Below are 17,174 nucleotides of genomic sequence, written 5' to 3'. Positions count from 1 at the left end.
GAGGGATAATGGGGCCATGGGTATGACCAGAGCGCAGAAGGCCAGGAAGTACGGGGAGAACGCGGGCTCCGCGAAGGCGGGGTCCTCGCCCGCTCGTGCACCCCGAGTGCGCCCCGCGAGCGTCCACGAGATGCGCCCCGGTGAGCTCGCCGCGGAACCCACCAAGGCGTCGTCGGCCGGGATCCTGGTGGGCGTCGCGTTCTTCGTGGGTGCCGCGCTATGGCTCTACTACCACCTGCTCGTGCTGCAGGGCGTCTCCGGAAACCTTGCCGGCGGCGTCACCGCGCCCGAACTCATGGCCGGCGGTTTTTCCCAGGGCCACCTCGCGGACTTCGCCCGCGGCCTGGGCGCGGACGGCCGCACCGAGTACGAGGGCGTGCACGCGACCACGGGGCTCTTCACTCCCCTTCTCATGTGCCTGGGCTGGCTGCTGTTCACCGGGCTCAACACCCCGCAGCGCGCCCGCAAATGGGTGTACTGGGCGGTCATCCTGGTCTACGCGGTGGTCTTCCTGGTGGGCAACACCGTGCTCGACGCCGCCGTGGCCGACCCCGCGGACGCGTCCGCCGTGGCACTCGCCTCGGGGCTCGTGATCGCGCGGTGGGTGTTGTTCGCTCTGCTCGTGCTGATCGCCGTGATCGTGGCGGTATCCGTGACGCGCCGCAAACTCGACGACTTCTCCGAGGGCAAGCTGCCGGGCCAGCGTCCGCGCGCCTGAGCTCAGGGATACGCCCCTCGCGCTTCCCCACGCCGCGATTCAACTGAGCTGACGCAGGTCTCAGGGCCACGGGCTGCTTGTACTCCACTCGTACATCCCCGTTGATGTGCGGGGTCGGCCATCCTCACCGGGCGGGCGGGTTTCGCTGGGCGGGTTGGCCGGTTGTGGGAATGGACTGCGGAAATGACGACGCCCCGCCCGGTATCGGGCGGGACGTCCTCGGTGCCCCCGATTGGATTCGAACCAACGACACCGGCTTTAGGAGAGCCGTGCTCTATCCCCTGAGCTACGGGGGCAACACTGCACCACTGTATCGGCGGCGCGTTCCCCCCGCGAGTTGAGAGCACATTGGAACAGCGCACAATGGAGCCATGACCGTCTACATCGATCCACCCCGATGGCCCGCGCACGGCACGGTGTTCTCGCACCTGATCTCCGACACCTCCCTGGCCGAGCTGCACGAGTTCGCCCGCGCCCTGGGGGTCTCGGAACGTGCCTTCGACCGCGACCACTACGACGTCCCCGCGCACCGCCACGCTGACGCTGTGGCCGCGGGTGCCCTCGCTGTCGACGGCAAGAAACTCGTCCGTGTCCTGATCCACAGTGGCCTGCGGGTCCCCGCACGACGCCGCCCGGCCAAGCTCGCGGTGACCCTCACGCGCCGCTGGGCGCACCACTTCCCCGAGCATCCCGACCTGGGTGCCAAGCTGTTGACCCGCTGGAGCGAACCGCACCGCGTCTACCACGGTCCTTCGCATCTGCTGAACGTTCTGGAAGGCATCGACCGGCTCACCCACGGCGCCCCGAGCGCGGAGCTCGTGCTCGCCGCGTGGTTTCACGATGCCGTGTATGACGGGCAAGCAGGTCAGGACGAACGGGACTCCGCCGAGCTGGCCCGGCAACGACTATCAGGCCCGGAGTGGCCCGCGGCCATCGGGCGCCGCGTGGCAGAACTCGTGCTCGTGACCGTGGACCACCGCCCGGATCCGAGCGACGTGGACGCCTGTCGACTCGTGGACGCGGACCTGTCCGTGCTGGGCGGCAGCGAGAACGAGTACGAGCGGTATCGGACCACGGTGCGCCGCGAGTACGCCCACGTCCCGGACGAGCAGTTCAGGGCGGGCCGCGCCGAGATCCTGCGCGGACTCCTGGAAAAAGACACGTTGTTCCACGATCCTCGTGCGGTGACGTTGTGGGAGGCCCGCGCCCGGGAGAACCTGGAACGGGAGATCACGCAGCTGATCGCGGCCTGAGCCAGCCTCCGAGGTCGATTGGAAGTAACGGGGGACGGAGAGAACTCACCGCCGCGTGGAGCTCGGGGCCGGGCTGGACGGCCACGCGGACGCGTACGAATACCCAGCGACGTCGACCCGGCTCTCCGGTGGGTGGGTCTGCGACGAGCGCCGACAGCGGCATGCCGGGTCCCCGGTGGGACGGGCTCAGCTGCGGCGATCGGCGACGTCGTCGCCCGGCGCTGCGGGCGAGGTGGGCTGGGCTGCCCGGGCGGCTGCGCGGCGTCGCCGGAAGACGACCGTGGCGACCACGAGGCCGATGATGATCCCCACGCCACCGAAAACCGACAACCACATGGCGGCGTGACCCACGAACGCGGCCACTATGAACCCCACGACGATCCCCGGGATGGCACCGGCAACCATGCCCACGGCGTAGTAGGTGAATTCCTGGTCCTGCGGGGTGCGTGCGGCGGTGGAGAGATCGGAGGGCATGGCGTCCATTCTACGGGCCGGGGCTGCGCGATCGCTGGGGCCGATCCGCGATCGACGCCTGCACGACGGGGATCGGGTGCTAGGAGGGCTGAGTGATCACCGCTGCCGGTCCACGTCCGGGTTCCGGGTTCCGGGTTCCGGGCACGAAAAAACGTACGGACCCTGCGGTCAACAGGGTCCGTACGTTCTCTATCGCTCTCATCGGGATCGGGTACACAACCGGTCCCGACTCGACACGAGGTGTGGCGCCGCGCGGATCAGCGCTGTGCCGAACTCGATCCGGTTCAGCCGACGCGGATGAACTCGGGGCCGGAGCCCACGTAGGCGCTGGTCTTCACAGTCTGGTTACCGTTCCAACCGCCGTGGATGGCCTGGCCGTTACCGGCGTAGATGGCCACGTGAGCCATGCCGGAACCGCCGTTGGCGTAGTAGGCGATGTCACCGGCGCGGGCCTGGTCCGCGGAGACCTGGGTGCCCAGCGACTTGTAGCTGGCCGGCCAGCCGTGGTGGTTGATGCCCACGGCCTTGAGGGAGTTGGTCACCAGCATGGTGCAGTCCTGGGTCACACCGAGCTGAGCCTCGGCAGCACCCAGGATGGCCTGGCCCTTCGCGGAGCCGGACACGGAGGAGGCCTTGGCGGCGGGAGCAGCCTGAGCCTTCGCCTGGGTGTTGGACTGCGTGGTCACCTGGGTGGCGGCGGGAGCAGCCTCGGCCTTTGCCTGGGCGTTGGACTGCGTGGTCACCTGGGTGGCGGCCTGAGCCTGGGGGGCAGCCTGCGCCTTCGGGGCGGCCGGGGCCTGCGGAGCCTTGTAGGACGCGGGCTGGGCGGCAGCGGCACCCTGGGCGGGGGCGTAGTTCGGGATCACCGGGGAAGCCACAGCGGCGCGCTGCTCGGCGGCGGCCTCCTTGGCAACGGTCTGAGCGGTGGCGGGAGCGGCGTGGCGGCCCTGGGCCACCGGAGCCTGCTCGGCGACCGAGGTGACGTTCTCGGAAGCGGTCACGACGGAGGGGGCTGCAGCCGGAACGGCGGGAGCCTGCAGCGGGGTCACGTCGGCCACGGGAGCGGCCTGGACCACGGAGGGCTGAGCGGGAGCCTGAGCGGCGGGCTGCGCCTTCTCGGTCTTCGCGGCCTTCTGCTCCTTGGCAGCGTTCTCCTGGGCCTTGTCGGCCTTGGCGGCAGGTTCCGCGGAGACGGTGTTGTCGGAGGCGGGGGCCTCGGACACAGCGGCGGCGGGGGCCTGCTCGGAGGCATTCTGCGTGGCCTGCACGGACACGGTGGTCGCGAGGGCCAGACCTGAGAAGGCCGCGACGGCGGCGACGGTACGGGCCTTGCCCGCGAAGAGGCCCTTGGCGGCGTGAGGAGCGGTTTCGTTCGACATTCGTGTGGTTTCCTAACACGTTCGTGTCCACCCAGGGCACGGAGGTGTGCGGTGACCGGCACATCCGTCAGGACGCAGCAGCGGTGCACGGATTTGGGCGGGAGATTACGTTCGGTTTTCAGGTGGTTCCGGCGCGGTGTGCCGACCGAGGTCCGGGGACCCGGCCAGCACACCCGGCCGCAATGTGGCTCGGTGTGGACCGCGCATCATGCTCGGGCGCGGTGTCACCGGGTCACCGGAAGGTGTAGTAACCATCCAGCTGCATGGCATTCACGGAGTGAACCTGAGTGCCCTGCGAGGGATTGAGAGCGGAGATCATCTGGCCGTTGCCGATGTAGATCCCCACGTGGGAGCCGCCGTTCTGGGAGACCAGATCGCCGGGCTGCGGGTTGGAGGTGGGGGTGCCAGCGGCGAACTGGGCCCAGGTGGTGCGGGGCAGGTTGATGCCGTTCTGGGCGTAGACCCACTGGGTGAAGCCGGAGCAGTCCCAGGCCTTGAAGCCAACGCCGCCCCAGACGTACGCGCCGCCGATGCCCTGGTAGGCGGTGCCCACCAGACCACCCGTGGAGTGGTTCGACTGGGTGCTCACGCTGGCGGCGGAGCCCACGGTGTTGGTGGTCTGCATGGTGTACGACGCGTTGTAGGCCTGCACCGAGGAGGTGGACGCCTGGTAGCCATAGGAAGCCGTGGAGCCCAGATCGACGAGACCGCTCGAGGCCTGCGCGGGGGCCGCGAGGCCGACCACGGCGGCACCAGCGACGACCGTACCGATAGTGGTGTTACGCACGAGGTGCGACTTCGTCTCGGCGCGGTGCCGGGCAGAGTTCTGCTTCATGAAAGACATATGTGTTCCTCCCTGCGCCTACGAGGTGAGCTGTCGGGTTCGGATGGGAGACATCCGGCCGCACGCACCTAGGTGCCGTGCTGGCTTGACCCCAAGGACCCGTCTGATGCAACGAGTCCGGAAGTGGTTCCCCCGCTTCTGCCATGCGGATGTTCTGTGTACGGGTCCCGGAGCGCATGGCAGAACTCGGCGAACGCTCGGGAGTGGCGATCCGACCAGTGATCGGCACGGGCATGACTGTACAGGATGGATAACGAAAATGTCACGTTTTGATTACAGCCGGTCACGCATCGGGCATCGGTCGTTATGAATCACCGTGGATTACCACGACCGTCGATATCAATCGGCCGCCTCAACACGCCCGCCCGCTCGAAAGCCCACACCACGAAAAAGGCTCCTGACCTGCGGTGATACAGGGCTCACCCAGTGAGCGAAGGTCGAAACCGCACCGATCACCCGTGATTGTCCCCACAGTCGAAAGGTCACGGTCAACTTCTCGAAGATCACGGCGCGTCGCGTTCCGACGTCACTGGAAGCAACCGCGAAGAGACGCAGCGGCGATCAGGCCTCGGCGGCGGCCACCCGAATGGCGCGCGCGGTGGCGGAGTCCAGGTCCAGGGACACTCCCGAATCGACCCGGGTCACCACGACCCGATTCTCGTTCCCGGGGTTGATCTCGGCCGTGACCCTGGAGCCCGTGAGGATGCCCGCGGAGCTGAGCATCTCGATGAGTTCCTGATCCGCCTGCACCACTTCCGGCAGCAGCCGGACTACGTACTCCGTGGAGTCCTGGGCTCCGGCGACCTCGAGCAGGGTGAGGCCGTCGAAGACCTCGGCCGCGGCACCGGTGCCGTTGTGCTCGCCCCGCCCCGGGATGGGCGTGCCGTACGGGGAGTTCTCGGGATCCCCCAGGAGGTTCACGAGCCGCTGTTCCACGCGCTCACTCATCACGTGTTCCCAGCGGCAGGCCTCCTCGTGGACGTGCGCCATGTCCAGGCCCACCACATCCGCGAGGAGTCGTTCGGCGAGCCGGTGCTTGCGCATCACGGACACAGCGGTGGTGCGCCCGGCCTCGGTGAGTTGCAGGGAGCGGTCCGGCGCGACCGAGAGCAGGCCGTCGCGCTCCATGCGGGAGACGGTCTGAGACACGGTGGGGCCAGAGTGGTGCAGGCGTTCCACGATGCGGGCTCGCATGGGGGTGATCCCCTCTTCCTCCAGCTCCAGCACCGTGCGCAAGTACATTTCGGTGGTGTCGATCAGATCGCCGCTCATGGTTCGTCCTCAGATTTCTGCGCACCACAGCGCGCGGGTCAACGACCCCCGGTGGGGGCTGCCGTTCAGCCTAGTCTGAATGATTCAGGATAATTATAGCCAGTGGGTGTCCTTGCGGCAGGCGTCTCGAACGCGCCATCGACTCCCCGGGCGGGCACAATGGGGGACACACCCGACCGCCCGCCAGAGGAGCCTTCGTGACCAGCATGCCCGTGATCCCCCCGTCCCTGTTGCCCGCGGATGGCCGTTTCGGCGCGGGCCCGTCCCGGGTGCGGGCCGAGCAGGTGGCCGCGCTCGAACGCGGTGGCAGCACACTGCTGGGTACGTCCCACCGCCAGGCCCCGGTCAAGAACCTGGTAGCGCAGGTGCAGGAGCGCCTCGCCGAGTTCTTCGCACTGCCCGAGGGGTACGAGATCGTGCTGGGTCTCGGTGGGTCCAGCACCTTCTGGGACAGCGCGGCCTTCAGCCTCGTGTCCCGGCGCGCCGAGCACCTCAGCTTCGGGGAGTTCGGCGCCAAGTTCGCGCACGTGACGGATCGCGCACCGTTCCTCGAATCCTCCGTGGTCATCGAGGCCCCGGCCGGTTCGCGCCCCGAGGGGCCTCGCGTGGCGCCCGGGGTGGACGTCTACGCGTGGCCCCAGAACGAGACCTCCACCGGCGTCGCCATGCCCGTACAGCGCGTTCACGCGGACGACGGCGCTCTGACGGTCATCGACGCGACGTCCGCCGCGGGTGGGATGGCGGTCGACCTCTCTGAGACCGATGTCTACTACTTCTCCCCGCAGAAGAACTTCGGCAGTGACGGCGGGATCTGGTTCGCCGCCTTCTCCCCCGCCGCGCTCGAGCGGGTCGAGGGCATCGCCGCGTCCGGTCGCTGGATCCCGGACGTGCTGTCCCTTGCCACGGCCGTGGAGAACTCCCGCAAGCACCAGACCTACAACACCCCCGCACTCGCGGGGCTCGTGATGCTCAACGAGCAGGCGGGCTGGCTCAACGCCCAGGGCGGTCTGGACTGGGCATCCCGCCGCACGGCCGAGACCTCGGGGCTCGTCTACGACTGGGCGCAACGCAGCGACGTCGCTGCCCCGTTCGTCACGCTGGCCGAGCACCGCTCCCCCGTGGTGTGCACGGTGGACTTCGACGACGCGGTGGACGCCGCCCGGATCGCGGCCGTCCTGCGCGCGAACGGCGTGGTGGACGTTGAGCCGTACCGCAAGCTCGGGCGCAACCAGTTGCGGATCGCCACGTTCGTCTCCGTACCGTCGGAGGACGTCCGCGCCCTGTTGGAGTGCATCGACTGGACCGTGGCGAACGGCCTGGACTGAGCGGACTCAGCCGCGCGACGTCGTCCCCGGCGCCGCCGTGGACGACGTCGCGAGCTGCCGTTCCCGGCGCAGTCGCCACGCGAAGCACGCGCCGATCAGCGCGCCCACGACCCCGGCGAGCACCGCCGCACCCATGCCCCACCGCGCCCCGAGCGTGTCGGTCAGCCACCCCACGGTGGGTGCGCCGATCGGCGTACCGCCCATGAAGATGGCCATGTAGAGACTCATCACGCGCCCGCGCATCGCGGGTGCGGTGGTCGTCTGGACATAGGCGTTGGCGGTGGTCATGATCGTGAGCGACGCGATGCCGCACGGGATCAGCCACAGCGCGAAAACCCACAGCGTGGGGGCGGTGGCCGCACCCAGGCACGTGATCGCGAAGGCCACGCAGCCTAAGAAGATGTAGCGCAACCGCGCCCGCGCGCGGCGGGCGGAGAGCAACGCCCCGGTCAGGGTGCCTACTGCCAGGATCGAGTTGAGGACGCCAAACTCCTCGGAGCCGCGCCCGAACACGGAACCGCCCATGGCCGCGAGGAACACGGCGAAGTTCATCCCGAACGTGCCGATCATGAAGATCGTGCTCATGACCGCCACGAGGTCCGGGCGGTGGAGCACATAGCCGATGCCCTCCCGGATCTGCCCGCGTGCCCGCCGCGCGCGTGGAGCGGGGCGCAACTTGGCGGCGTCGATCAGCACGATCGCGCAGATCATCGCGGCGAACGTGAGGGTGTTGATCATGAAGACCCACCCCGTGCCCACGGCGGCGACCAGCACACCGGCGACCGCGGGACCGATCAACCGCGCCGAGTTGAACGATGTGGAATTCAGGGCCACTGCGTTGGACACGTGGGTGTCCGGGACCATCTCCGAGACGAACGTCTGCCGGACGGGGGCGTCGAACGTCGCGACGATCCCCAGGCCCAGCGCGAACGCGTACACGGTGGGCAACTGCGCGACGTCCAGGAGCAACAGGATGCCCAGCCCCAGGGCCAGCAGTGCCATGACACCCTGCGTGATCACAAGGATCCGACGCCGGTCGTAGCGGTCCGCGAGCACCCCCGCGTAGGGGGCGAGCAGCAATTGCGGAACGAACTGCAGGGCCATCACCACGCCCATGGCCGTGGCGTCGTGATCGGTCAGTTCATCGAACACGAGCCATGACTGGGCGGTGCGCTGCATCCACGTACCCACGTTGGACACGAGCGCACCCGCGAACCACAGACGGTAGTTACGGATGCGCAGGGACCGGAACATCCCCGACTCCGGGACCGCCGGCGGCGGGGTCCCGGGGGCGGTAGGTCCGCTGCCTACGATGCTGTGCCGTCCTCGGCGTCTTCCGATGCAGCGTACTCGTCCTCGGTGCGGGAGGTCTCCCCGTCGGTGGAGGTCTCCTCGGCGGGTGCGGTGTCACCGTCACCGGCGTGCTCGGCGTCGGCGGAGTCCTGCCCGTCGCCCGGGTGCTCATCCCCCTCCGCCGGGGAGTCGTGCTCGTCCTGCGCCTCCTGCTCCTGCAGCGCCTGCATCCGCTCCTCCCACGGCACCCAGTCCGGGGCCAGGAGGGAATCAGGACCCGCCACGAGGCCGGTCTCGCACACGGTCACGTGCTTGCTGCGCGGGGCCCGGGCCACGGTCGCGTACCACGCCCAGCCGGGGTAGCCAGCCAGGCGACAGTCGAAGAGGTGGGTCAGCAGCCGGTCCTCGTGCACGGTGACACCGAGGTGTTCCCCCACCGAGGACGCGTCCGTCACGGGGGCCAGCACAGCCTCCCGCGCGAGATCCACCGCGCCCGTAAGCACCGGGTCCTGCTTGGGTGTGCGTGTACGCCCCGCGGGTCGCTGCGGAGCGGTCTCCGCGGTGGTCTCAGACATCGAGCTCATCCGCCACGGTGCGCAGGATGGTCGCGATCTTCTTGCCGTGTACGTGGTCCGGGTAGCGCCCCCGGCGCAGTCCGTTGGACATCCCGTCCAACAACCGGATGAGGCCCTCGGTGAGCACGGCCATCTCCTCGGGGGGCTTGCGCGTGTTGCGAGCCACGGACTGCGGCTTGCTCAGTAAGGTCGCGGACAGGGCCTGCGCACCGCGCTTGCCGTCCGCGATCCCGAAATCCATGCGGGTCCCGGGCTTGACCGTGGTGACCCCCTTGGGCAGGGCAGACGAATGCAGGAACACTTCCTGGCCGTCGTCGGTGGCCAGGAAGCCGAAACCCTTGTCTGCGTCGAACCACTTGACCTTGCCCGTGGGCACGCGGATCACCTCAGTCTCTCGTCGCCGTGTCTGCGCGGCCACCGACGGGAACGCGGGCGGCTCGCGAAGTCAATAGTTTAGCCCCCTCATGATCGCCCCGGGCCCGGATTCAACCCACCGCGTAACCGGTCCTTGCTACCGTGAGGACCATGTCCGAACCCACCGTTCCCACCGCATCCGGCCGCACCTCCCCGAGCCCTCGCCGGGGCATGTCCCCCCTGCTCGTCGTCGCACTGGTCCTCGCGTTCATGTGCGCGCTGTCGCTGGTGGCGGTGCTCGTGGCGGCCGCCGGAGGGCACGTGATCTGGGGCGGGTTCACGGTCTTCCCCGCGATCTTCCTCCCCGTGGCCTTCCTGCTGATGTGCGTGGAACTGTTGCGGGGCGCGCGACGGCGCTCAGCCCGCTGAGGCGCGCGCAGCGGCGTCGCCTTTCCAGATAACGGACGGCCGGAGAACAGAATCCATTCAGGAAACTCGGAGATGCTGACGGGCGTGAACACGAAAACACCCGAAGCGAAACTGCTCGTCGTCGACGACGAACCCAACATCCTGGAACTGCTGGCCACCTCCCTGCGATTCGCGGGCTTCGAAGTGGTCACCGCGGCGAACGGCCGGGACGCCCTGCTCAAGGCCGAGGCCGAGGACCCGGACCTCGCCGTGCTGGACGTCATGCTCCCGGACATCGACGGATTCTCCGTGACCCGCAAGCTGCGCGCCGCCGGACGCCACTTCCCCATCCTGTTCCTCACCGCCAAGGACGACACCGACGACAAGGTCGCCGGCCTGACCGTGGGCGGTGACGACTACGTGACAAAGCCGTTCAGCCTGGACGAGGTCGTCGCCCGCATCCGCGCCGTCCTGCGCCGCACCCAGCCGCTCGAGGAGGAGGACTCCCGGCTGCGCGTGGACGACCTGGTCCTGGACGACGACGCCCACGAGGTCTTCCGCGGCGGGCGCGAGATCGACCTGTCCCCCACCGAGTTCAAGCTCCTGCGCTACCTCATGCTCAACCCCAACCGGGTGCTGTCCAAGGCCCAGATCCTGGACCACGTGTGGGAGTACGACTTCAACGGGGACGCCTCCATCGTGGAGTCCTACATCTCCTATCTGCGCCGCAAGATCGACAACGACCCCGAGCAGCCGTCCCTGATCCACACCAAGCGCGGCGTGGGTTACCTCTTGCGCTCGGCGGACAAGCGCCACTGAACCGTTGAACGTCCTCACCCGCCGGTTCCGCTCCGCATCCCTGCGTTCCCAGCTGATGGCCCTCACGGGGCTGTTGCTGGCCATCAGCATCTCGGTGACCACGCTCGTGGCCGTGTCCGTGCTGCGCGACTCGCTCGTGACCAGCATGGACCAGGAACTGCGCGGGTCCGTGAACACCGTGGCCCCGGTGCTCACCGGAGCGCTGCAGGGTGACGTGACCACACCGGTGCCCAATTCGGGGTACCTGCTGGATCAGAACGGCAACGTGGTGGCGAGCGCTCGCAGCGGTACCGGCACGTCCCCGGACAGCTCGAGTCCAGATCTGAGCGGGATGACCCTGGACTACGTCATGGCCCACGACGGCCAGGGGGAGACCGTGGGATCCGTGGGCGTCCCCGAGCGCAAGTGGCGGGTGGTGCCCACCAAACTCACGGCGTTCGACATGTCCGTGGTCGTGGCCGAACCCCTGGACCGCACCAACGCGATCATCTCCGGCGTGGGGTTGCTGACGTTCAGCTTCGGCCTGGCCACCCTGCTCGCGGCCATGACCGTGGGCTGGGTCATGGTCACCCGGGCGTTCCAACCGTTGCGGCAGGTCGAGGCCACGGCCGCCCGGATCGCGGAGGGGGACCTCTCCCAGCGCATGGAGGGTTACAACCCCCAGACCGAGATCGGACAGCTCTCGGGCTCGCTCAACGCGATGCTCGGCCACATCGAGGACGCGTTCGACGCCCGCACCCGCTCCGAGATCAAACTGCGGCGGTTCGTGGCGGACGCCTCCCACGAGCTGCGCACCCCCCTGGTGTCGATCCGCGGGTACTCGGAGCTGTACCGCCACGGCGCGTTGCAAACGCCCGAGGACGTGGGCAAGGCCATGGAACGCATCGAGTCCGAGTCCAAGCGGATGACCCAGCTCGTGGAGGACCTGCTGACCCTGGCCCGGTTGGACGAACGCAGGGTCGCCACCACGCGGCCAGTGGACCTCTTGCACCTGGCCTACGACGCCGCGTCCGACGCCCACGCCACGGCACCGGACCGCACGGTGCGGGTCGTGGGGCTGCACGACTCCCAGCCCGAGGCCGCGTGGGTGCACGGGGACGAGTCCAAGCTGCGCCAGGTCGTGGCCAATCTGATCACCAACGCCCTGCGCTACACCCCCGCGGGATCGCCGCTCGAACTTGCGGTGGGTCTGGAGAGTGCCGTGGACGGCGGGTTCACCTCCGTACTGCAGGTGCGCGACCACGGGCCCGGTATCGACCGGGAGGACGCCGAGCGCGTCTTCGAACGCTTCTACCGCGCGGATTCCTCCCGCACCCGCGAGACCGGCGGCACGGGGCTGGGCCTGTCCATCGTGGCCGCGATCATCGCCCAGCACGACGGCGCGGTGAAACTCGAGGAGACCGACGGCGGCGGGGCGACCTTCACCGTGCGGATCCCCCACACGAAACCTGTGGACGAGGACTCCGAGGACGCCTGAGTCCCCATCCCCTCCCTCTCCGAGGCGTTGCGCGGCACGAGCTGCCTAGCGTGGATCGGGCCCGGCAACCCACCGGCCACCGCATCCGCTCCAGGGAGGAAACACCATGGCCCACTTCGTCGTGGACAGTGACACCATTGCCGCCAAGTCTCAGCAGGCCCACGGGCACATCGAACGGCTCAGCTCCGAGGTCAACGGCATGAGCGCCACGCTCGCCGATCTCCAGGCCTCGTGGACCGGCACCGCCTCGGCCAGCTTCCAGGAGGCCTTCCACTCCTGGCGCTCCGCGCAGGCCCAGATGGAACAGGCCGTGGCCCAGATCAACCAGGCGCTCGCGACCGCGGGCACCCAGTACGCCGAGACCGAGGCCGCGAACGCGCGGATGTTCGCCGGGTGAGCCCGGGCTCAGACCTCCGCCGTGACCTGGTGGTACCGCAGTAGCCATGGGCCCATGTCGTGGTGCTGGTCCTCGCGGACCCACACGGAACTGCGCCGGGTCACGACGGATGTCTCCTCGAGCCGGTAGCTCACGTGGTAGGCATGCGCGCCCAGGGCCGTGACCCGCAGCTCCCGGGGCTCGCACCCTGCCGCTTCGACGATGCTCAGCACGGACTCGGGGGCTGCCGTGGCACCTCGCCGGTCCACGCACACCAGGTCGGGGTGCAGGGACTCCCCCGGTCCACCGGGAGCATTCCCGCGGCCGAGGACCGTGGCCTCACGCGAGACCGCGTCCGAGATGAGATGCTCGGGGGTGCCGCCGGAATCCGGGGAGTCCGTGGAGTCCGTGGAGTCCGTGGAGTCCGTGGAGTCCGTGGAGTCCGTGGACCCAGCGTGACCCGCCGAGAGGTCCTCCGAGGAGGCCCACGCGGAGAAAAGATCCGGTTCCACGTCTCCCGCCTCGATTCCGCGGCCCGCGTCGTCCCGGAAGCCCGGCCCCGCGGGCATGTCCTCCGGCGCGGTGCCGGACTGGTAGGCCGTGGCCATGGCGCGGGCGCGCTCGTCCGCGGCCTCGTTGAGCTCGTGACCCGCGTGCCCCTTGACCCACTCGAAGCTGACGTCCCGACCGGAGAGCTCGCGGTCCAGCGCCTTCATGATCTCCACGTTGAGCACGGGTTTGCCGTCGCGCTTCTTCCAGCCCTTCTTCTTCCAGCCCGGCATCCACTTGGTGACCGAGTTGATCACGTACTGGCTGTCGCACAGCACCCGCAGCGGTTCGTCCGCGCGGTGCCGGGTGGAGCGGAGCAGATCGAGCACCGCGGTGAGCTCGCCCATGTTGTTGGTCCCGTGGGCCCAACCCCCCGCGCGCCACGAGGTGGGATCGATGTACCAGGCCCACCCCGCGGGTCCGGGGTTGCCGAGTGCGGAGCCGTCCGCGGAAGCGATGATCGTCATGCGCTCATCCTCGCAAAACCTCCCGACACGTTGAACCACCGCCGCTGGCAGGCGATCGCCCGGTCCCGCATTGGCCCGCGGTTCAGCGGACCGCCCCGGGGCCACCACCCGGGCGCGCGAAGAGCACCCGGGTGCGCGAGCACTCCCGGAGATGCGAGAACCCCGGGGACAGCACGTGTCCCCGGGGTTCTCGCAATGTCCGCCCGTGTAGCGGGCGGAACTCACTCAGAAGAGCGAGATCACATCATGCCGCCCATGCCACCCATGGGATCGGCACCCGCGCCCGCACCGGCGGCCTCGGGCTCGGGCTTGTCCGCGACCACGGCTTCGGTAGTCAGGAACAGCCCGGCGATGGACGCCGCGTTCTGCAGGGCGGAACGGGTCACCTTAACGGGGTCGTTGATGCCCGCGGCCATGAGGTCCTCGTACTCGCCGGTGGCGGCGTTGAGGCCCCAACCGGTCTCGAGCCCGCGCACCTTGTCCACAACCACGCCCGGCTCGAGACCGGCGTTCAGCGCGATCTGCTTGAGCGGCGCGTCGATCGCGACCTTGACGATGTTGGCACCGGTCGCCTCGTCCCCGGACAGCCCGAGGGACTCGAAGACCTTGGCACCGGCCTGGATCAGGGCCACGCCACCACCGGCGACGATGCCCTCCTCCACGGCGGCCTTGGCGTTGCGCACGGCATCCTCGATGCGGTGCTTGCGCTCCTTGAGCTCGACCTCGGTGGCGGCACCCGCCTTGAGGACGGCCACTCCGCCGGCCAGCTTGGCCAGGCGCTCTTGCAGCTTCTCGCGGTCGTAGTCGGAGTCGGAGTTGTTGATCTCCGCGCGGATCTGGGCCACGCGACCCTCGATCTCCTCCTGCGTACCGGCGCCGTCCACGATGGTGGTCTCGTCCTTGGTCACCACGACCTTGCGGGCCTGGCCCAGCAGGTCGATCGTGGCGGACTCGAGCGACAGGCCCACCTCTTCGGTGATGACCTGGCCGCCGGTGAGGATCGCGATGTCCGCAAGCTGCGCCTTGCGGCGGTCACCGAAACCGGGAGCCTTGACGGCCACGGACTTCACGGCACCGCGCATCTTGTTCAGCACGAGCATGGCGAGCGCTTCGCCGTCCACGTCCTCGGCGATGATCAGCAGCGGCTTGCCGGCCTGCATGATCTTCTCGAGTACGGGGACCAGGTCCTTCACGGCGGAGATCTTGGAGTTGACGATCAGGATGTAGGGGTCCTCGAGGACGGCTTCCTGACGGTCGGCGTCGGTCACGAAGTAACCGGAGAGGTAGCCCTTGTCGAAGCGCATACCCTCGGTCAGCTCGAGGTCCAGCCCGAAGGTGTTGGACTCCTCGACGGTGATGACACCTTCCTTGCCGACCTTCTCCATGGCCTCGGCGATGAGCTTGCCGATCTCCGGGTCCGCGGCGGAGATGGACGCGGTCGCGGCGATCTCCTCCTCGGTCTCGATCTCCTTGGCGGAGGACAGCAGCTGCTCGGTCACGGCGGCCACGGCCTTCTCGATGCCACGCTTGAGGGACAGCGGGTCCGCACCGGCGGCCACGTTGCGCAGGCCCTCCTTCACGAGGGCCTGGGCCAACACCGTGGCTGTGGTGGTGCCGTCACCGGCGACGTCGTCGGTCTTCTTGGCGACCTCCTTGACGAGCTCGGCGCCGATCTTCTCGTACGGCTCCTCGAGCTCGATCTCCTTGGCGATGGACACGCCGTCGTTGGTGATCGTGGGGGCGCCCCAGGACTTCTCGAGGACCACGTTGCGTCCGCGCGGGCCGAGGGTGACCTTGACGGCGTCCGCGAGGGTGTTCAGGCCCCGCTCGAGGCCGCGGCGGGCTTCTTCGTCGAATGCGATCATCTTTGCCATGTGTTTCGTCCCTCCTGGACGGTTGACAAACAAGACTTGTCATCACGATGCCCGCGACGGACGGTGCCGCGCCGCGATCCTCACCGCGCCGCAACCACCTCACCGTGATGTCACTCGTCCGCCGCGCGACCACCACCGGACCCGGTTAGCAGTCCACGCGACTGAGTGCTAATCCCATAGTGGCACTCGTCATGCCGGAACCGCAAACGCCCTGCGTCCAGTGGACTCAGGTTTCGTCCCCGGCTGAACGGGCGGCTCAGGCGGCCGCGGGGGCTCCGGGCACGACGTCGCTCGCGGCCGTCCCGAGCGCCACGGCACCCACCGCGGAGGCACCGGCCGCGGCGTCGTCGTCCGCGGACACCGCAACGGCTGCGGCGGGGAGGGCGAGCGCTTCCTGGGCCGTGCGCGGGGCGTTCACGAAGGCCACCGCCCCCAGGACGAGGGCGAGCACACCGGTCACGAGGATCGCCAGGAACTTGCCCCGGGACCCCGCTCGGGCGTTCGGGTTATGGCCCCGGTGGGCACCCTGCCGGGCGCCGTCCTCGGGGACGTCGTCGAACTCGTCACGGGGGTACTCGCTCATGCTGTGGCTCTCCTCAACGAACGGCGGGATCGGGGGCGCCGACCCGCGGGTGCCGGGACCGTGGGACGGCGTGCGCCCCGCCTGCCGGACCCGCGGCGGTCAGGGGTCCGCGGTGCGCTGCCCACTATCCCACGCGCACCCGGGGACCCACTCAGCGATTGCGCGCGCGGCGCAACCGGGAGATCAGCATGGGGGCGTGGCGCGCGGCGGCCTCTGAGGAGATCAGGGCGTTGAGCCGTTGATAGTAGTGCACGGGGCTCAACCCCAGGCGGGAGCGGATCGCGGACTCCTTGGCGCCGCGGTACTTCCAGTGCTCGGACTCCAGGTCCAGGATGGCCCGGTCGAGCTCGTCGAGGCCGTCGCCCGTGGTAGACATGGGCTCAACCCTAACGCTCCGGGCGGCACCCGGAGGCCGCACGCCCTGGAGGTCGCACCGTGAACACCCCGCCCCCGTTGCACGAGATCATGAACGAGGAGTGGGCCCGTGCCTTGCAACCCGTGGAGCCGCAGATTCGGGCCGTGGGCGAGTTCCTGCGCGCCGAACACGCCGAGGGCCACCACACCCTGCCCGCTGGGGACCACATCTTCCGCGCGCTGCGCGAGCCGATGTCCGCGGTCAAGGTGTTGATCGTGGGCCAGGACCCCTACCCCACCCCGGGCCACGCGATGGGCCTCTCGTTCTCGGTGGCCCCGGACGTGCGCCCGATCCCGCGGTCCCTGCAGAACATCTACAAGGAACTGCACTCCGATCTGGGGATCACGCCGCCCGCGCACGGGGACCTGTCCTCGTGGGCCGAGCAGGGCGTCATGCTGCTCAACAGGGTCCTCACGGTGCGCGCGGGCTCCCCCGCGTCCCACCGGGGCAAGGGCTGGGAAGCGGTCACGGAGTGCGCGATCCGCGCGCTCGGGGCGCGCGAGCAACCGCTCGTCGGTATCTTGTGGGGTCGCGACGCCCGCGGCACCAAGGACTGGCTGGGTGGGGCGCCCACCGTGGAATCGGTGCACCCGTCCCCGTTGTCCGCATCCCGGGGGTTCTTCGGTTCCCGCCCGTTCTCCCGCGCCAACGAGCTGCTGCAACAACAGGGCGCCCAGCCCGTCTCGTGGGAACTGCCCGCGTAGCAACACCTACGCTGG

At 69.1% G+C, this 17,174-nt stretch carries 19 protein-coding genes, 1 tRNA gene and 1 riboswitch; of the genes, 8 read left to right on the top strand and 12 right to left on the bottom strand.

The genetic code is table 11. The annotated features are described in order from the left end of the window. The first annotated feature begins 16 nt into the window (after positions 1–16). Complete coding sequence (locus RF637_RS06630) at positions 17–718, top strand: hypothetical protein (protein WP_064847205.1); 702 nt, start codon at positions 17–19, stop codon at positions 716–718. Between the two features lie 223 nt (positions 719–941). On the opposite strand, the gene RF637_RS06625 is transcribed toward RF637_RS06630, so the two are convergent. Continuing rightward, a tRNA-Arg gene (locus tag RF637_RS06625) sits at positions 942–1,014 on the bottom strand. A gap of 75 nt (positions 1,015–1,089) precedes the next feature. Between RF637_RS06625 and RF637_RS06620 the strand changes: the two genes are divergently transcribed. Further along, positions 1,090–1,971, top strand: a complete 882-nt coding sequence (locus tag RF637_RS06620; protein WP_368844433.1) for a DUF4031 domain-containing protein — start codon at positions 1,090–1,092, stop codon at positions 1,969–1,971. Positions 1,972–2,157: 186 nt separating this feature from the next. On the opposite strand, the gene RF637_RS06615 is transcribed toward RF637_RS06620, so the two are convergent. The 4 genes from RF637_RS06615 to RF637_RS06600 form a co-directional block, all read right to left on the bottom strand. Then, a complete protein-coding gene (locus tag RF637_RS06615; RefSeq protein ID WP_064847234.1) occupies positions 2,158–2,445 on the bottom strand; it encodes a hypothetical protein in 288 nt (95 codons plus the stop codon). Between the two features lie 284 nt (positions 2,446–2,729). Next, a complete protein-coding gene (locus RF637_RS06610) occupies positions 2,730–3,824 on the bottom strand; it encodes an NlpC/P60 family protein (protein ID WP_368844432.1) in 1,095 nt (364 codons plus the stop codon). Positions 3,825–4,056: 232 nt separating this feature from the next. Next, positions 4,057–4,668: a C40 family peptidase gene (locus RF637_RS06605; protein WP_064847208.1), complete on the bottom strand. Its 612-nt coding sequence runs from the start codon at positions 4,666–4,668 to the stop codon at positions 4,057–4,059. Positions 4,669–4,671: 3 nt separating this feature from the next. Beyond that, positions 4,672–4,870, bottom strand: a riboswitch (cyclic di-AMP (ydaO/yuaA leader). 359 nt (positions 4,871–5,229) lie between these two features. Beyond that, a complete protein-coding gene (locus RF637_RS06600; RefSeq protein WP_144931175.1) occupies positions 5,230–5,940 on the bottom strand; it encodes a metal-dependent transcriptional regulator in 711 nt (236 codons plus the stop codon). 206 nt (positions 5,941–6,146) lie between these two features. Between RF637_RS06600 and serC the strand changes: the two genes are divergently transcribed. Further along, on the top strand, positions 6,147–7,265 hold the full coding sequence (gene serC, locus RF637_RS06595) for a phosphoserine transaminase (RefSeq protein WP_368844498.1): 1,119 nt from the start codon (positions 6,147–6,149) through the stop codon (positions 7,263–7,265). 6 nt (positions 7,266–7,271) lie between these two features. Here serC and RF637_RS06590 read toward each other — a convergent pair whose 3' ends face one another. The 3 genes from RF637_RS06590 to RF637_RS06580 are packed head-to-tail and all read right to left on the bottom strand — an operon-like array spanning position 7,272 to position 9,509. Then, positions 7,272–8,519 (bottom strand): MFS transporter, encoded by a 1,248-nt coding sequence (locus RF637_RS06590; protein ID WP_144931173.1) that lies wholly within the window; start codon positions 8,517–8,519, stop codon positions 7,272–7,274. Between the two features lie 53 nt (positions 8,520–8,572). Further along, a complete protein-coding gene (locus RF637_RS06585; RefSeq protein WP_368844431.1) occupies positions 8,573–9,133 on the bottom strand; it encodes a DUF3027 domain-containing protein in 561 nt (186 codons plus the stop codon). Beyond that, positions 9,126–9,509 carry a cold-shock protein gene (locus RF637_RS06580; RefSeq protein ID WP_368844430.1) on the bottom strand — a complete coding sequence of 128 codons (384 nt, stop codon included), beginning with the start codon at positions 9,507–9,509 and terminating at the stop codon, positions 9,126–9,128. Before RF637_RS06580 ends, RF637_RS06585 begins: the two co-directional genes overlap by 8 nt. Before the next feature lie 149 nt (positions 9,510–9,658). Between RF637_RS06580 and RF637_RS06575 the strand changes: the two genes are divergently transcribed. From RF637_RS06575 to RF637_RS06560, 4 genes are all read left to right on the top strand, one after another. Continuing rightward, positions 9,659–9,916, top strand: coding sequence for a hypothetical protein (locus tag RF637_RS06575; protein ID WP_085107046.1), 258 nt, complete (start codon positions 9,659–9,661; stop codon positions 9,914–9,916). A gap of 84 nt (positions 9,917–10,000) precedes the next feature. Beyond that, the gene (locus RF637_RS06570; RefSeq protein WP_035963961.1) at positions 10,001–10,714 is read left to right on the top strand and encodes a response regulator transcription factor; all 714 of its coding nucleotides are present in this window, start codon (positions 10,001–10,003) and stop codon (positions 10,712–10,714) included. A 4-nt stretch (positions 10,715–10,718) separates the two neighbouring features. Then, positions 10,719–12,191, top strand: a complete 1,473-nt coding sequence (locus tag RF637_RS06565) for a HAMP domain-containing sensor histidine kinase (protein WP_183085815.1) — start codon at positions 10,719–10,721, stop codon at positions 12,189–12,191. Between the two features lie 106 nt (positions 12,192–12,297). Next, positions 12,298–12,588 (top strand): WXG100 family type VII secretion target, encoded by a 291-nt coding sequence (locus RF637_RS06560; RefSeq protein WP_064847213.1) that lies wholly within the window; start codon positions 12,298–12,300, stop codon positions 12,586–12,588. An 8-nt stretch (positions 12,589–12,596) separates the two neighbouring features. Here the strand turns inward: RF637_RS06560 and RF637_RS06555 are convergent, their stop codons facing one another. The 4 genes from RF637_RS06555 to RF637_RS06540 all read right to left on the bottom strand — a co-directional run bounded on the left by RF637_RS06555 (position 12,597) and on the right by RF637_RS06540 (position 16,416). Beyond that, positions 12,597–13,583 (bottom strand): RNase H family protein, encoded by a 987-nt coding sequence (locus RF637_RS06555; protein WP_368844429.1) that lies wholly within the window; start codon positions 13,581–13,583, stop codon positions 12,597–12,599. A gap of 239 nt (positions 13,584–13,822) precedes the next feature. After that, positions 13,823–15,457 carry a chaperonin GroEL gene (gene groL / locus RF637_RS06550; protein WP_064847215.1) on the bottom strand — a complete coding sequence of 545 codons (1,635 nt, stop codon included), beginning with the start codon at positions 15,455–15,457 and terminating at the stop codon, positions 13,823–13,825. A 256-nt stretch (positions 15,458–15,713) separates the two neighbouring features. After that, entirely contained in the window at positions 15,714–16,040 is a 327-nt protein-coding gene (locus tag RF637_RS06545) for a hypothetical protein (protein ID WP_240505689.1), read from the bottom strand. Positions 16,041–16,191: 151 nt separating this feature from the next. Further along, positions 16,192–16,416, bottom strand: a complete 225-nt coding sequence (locus tag RF637_RS06540; RefSeq protein WP_035963809.1) for a DUF3263 domain-containing protein — start codon at positions 16,414–16,416, stop codon at positions 16,192–16,194. A 59-nt stretch (positions 16,417–16,475) separates the two neighbouring features. On the opposite strand from RF637_RS06540, the gene RF637_RS06535 reads away from it, so the two are divergent. Further along, positions 16,476–17,159 carry a uracil-DNA glycosylase gene (locus tag RF637_RS06535; RefSeq protein WP_206051961.1) on the top strand — a complete coding sequence of 228 codons (684 nt, stop codon included), beginning with the start codon at positions 16,476–16,478 and terminating at the stop codon, positions 17,157–17,159. Positions 17,160–17,174 lie beyond the last annotated feature (15 nt).

It is taken from the genome of Kocuria sp. CPCC 204721 (assembly GCF_040980945.1).
GTDB lineage: Bacteria > Actinomycetota > Actinomycetes > Actinomycetales > Micrococcaceae > Kocuria > Kocuria marina.
This window is presented reverse-complemented; position numbering and strand designations above follow the sequence as displayed.